This is a genomic window from Kitasatospora sp. NPDC003701 (assembly GCF_053587085.1).
The window spans coordinates 1-4,860 of record NZ_JBSFNM010000143.1 but is presented as its reverse complement, the minus strand read 5'-3'; the positions used below and the strand labels follow the sequence as shown (position 1 = coordinate 4,860).

Below are 4,860 nucleotides of genomic sequence, written 5' to 3'. Positions count from 1 at the left end.
GCGTGGAGGAGACCCTGGACGAACACGGCCACCAGGCCACCGTCGTCGGAACGCTGCGCCGTGGTGAGGGCGGCCTGGACCGCTTCCTGACCTCGGCCGCCGAGGCCTTCGTCCGGGGCGGCCCGGTGGACTGGACGGCCGCGTTCGCCGGCACCGACGCCACCCCGGCGGACCTGCCGACGTACGCGTTCCAGCGGCAGTCCTACTGGTGGGAGCCGGCCCCGGCCGCGCCGGGTGACGCGAGCACCCTGGGACTGGCCCCCGTCGACCACCCCTTCCTGGGCGCGACGCTCGCGCTGCCCGACTCGGACGGCGTCCTCGTCACCGGCCGGCTCTCGCTGGCCGCGCACCCGTGGCTGGCGGACCACACCGTCCTCGGGACGACCGTGGTCCCGGGCACGGCGCTGCTGGAGCTGGCCTTCCAGGCCGCCGACCGGGCCGGCTGCGGCCGGGTGGAGGAGTTCACGCTGCACGCCCCGCTCGTACTGCCCGACGAGGGCGCCGTCTCGCTCCAGGTGGTGGTCGGCGCGCCCGACGAGGCCGGCCGGCGGCCGGTGAGCCTGCACTCCCACCCGGCGGGCGCACCGGCCGAACAGCCGTGGACCAGGCACGCCACCGGCGTGGCGGGGCCGGCCGGAGCGGCCGCGGAACGCGACGCCGGCCCGGAGGCCTGGCCCCCGCCGGGGGCCGCACCCGTCCGGATCGACGGGCTGTACGCGGGCCTGGCCGAGACCGGCCTGCCGTACGGCCCGGCCTTCCGGGGGGTCAGGGCCGCCTGGCGGCGCGGCGACGAGGTGTTCGCCGAGGTCGCCCTGCCCGAGGAGCTCGCCGGCCAGGCCGGACGCTTCGCCGTGCACCCGGCGCTCCTGGACGCCGCACTGCACGTCATCGGCCTGGCCGGGCCCGCCGAGGGGCCGGCGGACGGCCTGCCGCAGCTGCCCTTCGCCTGGGAGGGCCTGGCGCTGCACGCCGTCGGCGCGACCGCGCTGCGGGTCGGGGTCACCCCGCTGGGGGCCGGCAAGGTGGCGCTGACCGTCGCCGACACCGCGGGGCGGCCGGTCGCCGGTATCGCGTCGCTGGCGCTGCGGCCGGTCACCCGGGAGCAACTGGACGACGTCGGCCGGGCCCAGGGCGATGCGCTCTTCCAGGTCGACTGGGTGGCCGTCGGCGCGCCGCCGGCCGCCGCGCCGGGCTCCCCGCAGGGTCCCGGCCACTGGGCCGTGGTGGGGTCCGAGGGCACCGCCCTGGGCGACCTCGGCGCCGGGACCTTCGCCGACCTGCGCGCGCTGGCGGAGGAGGCGACGCGGACGGGCGGCCCCGTGCCGGAGGTGGTCCTCCTGCCCGTCGCGGAACCCGCCGCGCCCGGCAGCCCCGGGCCGGCGGCCCGCGCGCTGACCGGCCGCGTCCTCGACGCGCTGCAGACCTGGCTGGCCGACGACCGGTTCGCCTCCTCCCGTCTGGTGGTCGTGACCGGGGGAGCCGTGGCCGTCCGCCCCGGGGAGGGGGCGGCCGCGCCGGTGCAGGCTCCGGTGTGGGGGCTGGTGCGGGCGGCGCAGGCGGAGAACCCCGGCCGCTTCGTCCTGCTGGACCTGGACGAGGACACGGCGTCACCGGCGGCGGTGGCCGCGGCGGTCCACTCCGGTGAGCCCCAACTGGCCGTCCGGGCAGGCACGCTGAGCGTCCCCCGGCTCGCCAGGGCGGTGCCGGCGCTGGCGCCGCCCACCGGGGTGCCCGCCTGGCGGCTGGACATCGCGGGCAAGGGCACCCTGGAGAACCTGGCGCTGGTGCCGAGCCCGGACGACACCGCCGCCGGCCCGCTGACCGACGGCCGGGTGCGGATCGCGGTCCGTGCCGCCGGCCTCAACTTCCGTGACGTGGTGGTCGCGCTGGGCCTGGTCCCGAGGCTCGACGGGCTGGGCATCGAAGGCGCCGGGGTGGTCACCGAGGTCGGCCCCGGCGTGACCGGCCTCGCCGTCGGCGACCGGGTGATGGGCCTGTTCTCCGGTGCGTTCGGCCCGGTCGCGGTGGCCGACCACCGGGCCGTGGTGCCGGTACCCGACGGCTGGTCCTTTGCCGAGGCGGCCGCCGTCCCCGTGGTCTTCCTGACCGCCTACCACGGCCTGCGGGACTTGGCCGACCTGCGACGCGGCGAGACCGTCCTCGTGCACTCGGCGGCGGGCGGGGTGGGCATGGCCGCGGTGCAACTGGCCCGGCACTGGGGGGCCGAGGTCTTCGGCACGGCCGGTCCGGGCAAGTGGGGCACCCTGCGGTCGTCGGGTCTGGACGACGCGCACATCGCCTCCTCCCGCGACCTCGGCTTCGAGGAGCGGTTCCTGGCGGCGACCGGGGGCCGCGGGGTCTCGGTCGTGCTCAACTCACTGGCGGGGGAGTTCGTGGACGCCTCCCTGCGGCTGCTGCCCCGGGGCGGGCGCTTCCTGGAGATGGGGAAGACCGACCACCGGGACGCGGCCGAGGTGGCCGCCCGGCACCCCGGCGTCGAGTACCGGATCTTCGACCTGATGGAGGTCGACCCCGGGCGGATCGGCGAGATGCTCCGGGAGGTCCTCGCGCTGTTCGAGGCCGGCGTGCTGCACCGGACACCGCTGACCGTCTGGGACGTCCGCCGGGCCCCGGAGGCGTTCCGCCACCTCCGCCAGGCCCGGCACATCGGGAAGATCGTCCTGACCGTGCCCCCGGCGCCGGACCCGCACGGCACCGCGCTGATCACCGGCGCCTCGGGGACGCTCGGCGCGCTGACCGCCCGGCACCTGGTGACCCGGCACGGCGTACGGCACCTGCTCCTGGCCTCCCGCCGGGGCCCGGACGCCGAGGGGGCGACCGCCCTCGCCGCCGAGCTGACCGCCCTCGGCGCCACCGTGACGACCGCCGCGTGCGACGTCACGGACGGCGAGGCCGTCGCCCGGCTGCTGGACCGGGTACCGGCCGCGCACCCGCTGACGGCGGTCGTCCACACCGCGGGCGTGCTGGACGACGGCGTCGTCCCCGCGCTCGACCAGGAGCGGCTGGACCGGGTCCTGGCGCCCAAGGTGGACGCCGCCTGGCACCTGCACCGGCTGACCGAGCACCTGGACCTCGCGGTGTTCGCCCTGTTCTCCTCCGCCACCGCCCTGGTGGGCGCCGCCGGGCAGGGCAACTACGCGGCGGCCAACGCGTTCCTGGACGAGCTGGCCCGGCACCGGCGCTCCCGCGGCCTGCCGGCCCTCTCGCTGGCCTGGGGGCTCTGGGCCGAACGCAGCGCCATGACGGGCCATCTCGAAGGCGCCGACCTGACCAGGATGCGGCGGGTCGGCATGGGCGCGCTGTCGACCGAGGACGGCCTGGCGCTGTTCGACGCCGCCCACCGCACGGGTGAGCCGGTGGCGGTGCCGATGCGCCTGGACGCCGCCTCGCTGCGGGCGCAGGCCGCCTCCGGCGCGGGCCCGGCCGCGGTGCCGCCGCTGCTGCGCGGGTTGGTCCGGGTCACCGGCCGCCCGACGGCCGCCGCCGAAACGGCCGCCGGGGGCACGTCGTTGGCGCAACGGCTCGCCGGACTCCGCGCGCCGGAGCGCGAGCGGCTGGTGCTGGACCTGGTGCTCGACGAGACGGCCGTCGTGCTCGGGCACGGGCTCGCCGGCGCGGTCGACGCCCGGCGGGCCTTCCGGGAGCTCGGATTCGACTCCCTGGCCGCCACGGAGCTGCGGAACCGGTTGAACGCGGCGACCGGACTGCGACTGCCGACCACCACCGTGTTCGACCACCCGACGCCCGCCGAACTCGCCGCACTGCTGCGGGCCCGGCTCGCCGGGGAGGCCGACGCCGCCGGAGACGTCGCCGCGGGAGGGTCCGCCGGGGCGGCCGTCCTCGATGAACTCGACCGGCTGGAAGGCGTGCTCGCCGAGGTGGCGCAGGACGACGACGCCGTGGCCGGGATCACCGAGCGCCTGGAAGCCCTGCTCGGGAAGTGGAAGGACGCCCGCGCCTTCGACACCGGGGCCGCGCCCCGGGCGGACTTCGAATCCGCGACCGTCGACGACATCTTCTCGCTCATCGACGAGGAGTTCGGCCTCTCCTGATCCGCCCCCCGGCCCCGCCCCGACCCGCCCCGACCAGCTCTGACCTGCTCCGACCCGCCCCGACCTGCTCCGCTGCCCTCCCGCCCCGACCGCTCGGCCTGACCTCGAACGGCGCTCCTGGCCTCTACCCGTTGGACGGATTCCCGATGGATAACGAAGAGAAGCTCCTCGACTACCTGAAGCGTGTGTCGGCCGATCTGCGGCAGACCAGGGAGCGCCTGCGTGCGGTGGAGGCCGCGTCGACCGAGCCGGTGGCGGTGGTGGGGATCGGATGTCGTTACCCCGGCGGGGTGCGGTCGCCCGAGGACCTGTGGCGACTGGTGGTGGAGGGCGGCGAGGCGGTCGCGCCGCTGCCGACCGACCGTGGCTGGGACGTCGAGGCGCTGTTCGATCCCGACCCCGACGCGTCCGGGCGGTCCTACGTCCGGGCGGGCGGGTTCCTGGAGGGGGTCGCGGAGTTCGACGCGGGGTTCTTCGGGATCTCGCCGCGTGAGGCGTTGGCGATGGATCCGCAGCAGCGCCTGTTGTTGGAGACGGCGTGGGAGGCGGTCGAGCGGGCGGGGATCGATCCGGCCTCGCTGCGCGGCAGCCGGACGGGTGTCTTCGCCGGCGCGCTCTCGCAGGAGTACGGCCCCCGGCTGCACGAGGGCTCGGAGGAGCTGGGCGGCTATCTGCTGACGGGCAACACACTCAGCGTGTTGTCGGGGCGGGTGGCGTATGCGTTGGGGTTGGAGGGGCCGGCGGTGACGGTGGACACGGCGTGTTCGTCGTCGTTGGTGGCGTTGCA

At 76.9% G+C, this 4,860-nt stretch carries 2 protein-coding genes; both read left to right on the top strand.

The features are described 5' to 3' along the window. Positions 1–4,073 (top strand): SDR family NAD(P)-dependent oxidoreductase (locus ACWDRR_RS44100; protein WP_449777986.1); only part of this gene is annotated, 4,073 nt, incomplete at its 5' end. 146 nt (positions 4,074–4,219) lie between these two features. After that, on the top strand, positions 4,220–4,860 hold a 641-nt coding region (locus ACWDRR_RS44095; RefSeq protein ID WP_449777987.1), incomplete at its 3' end, for a beta-ketoacyl synthase N-terminal-like domain-containing protein.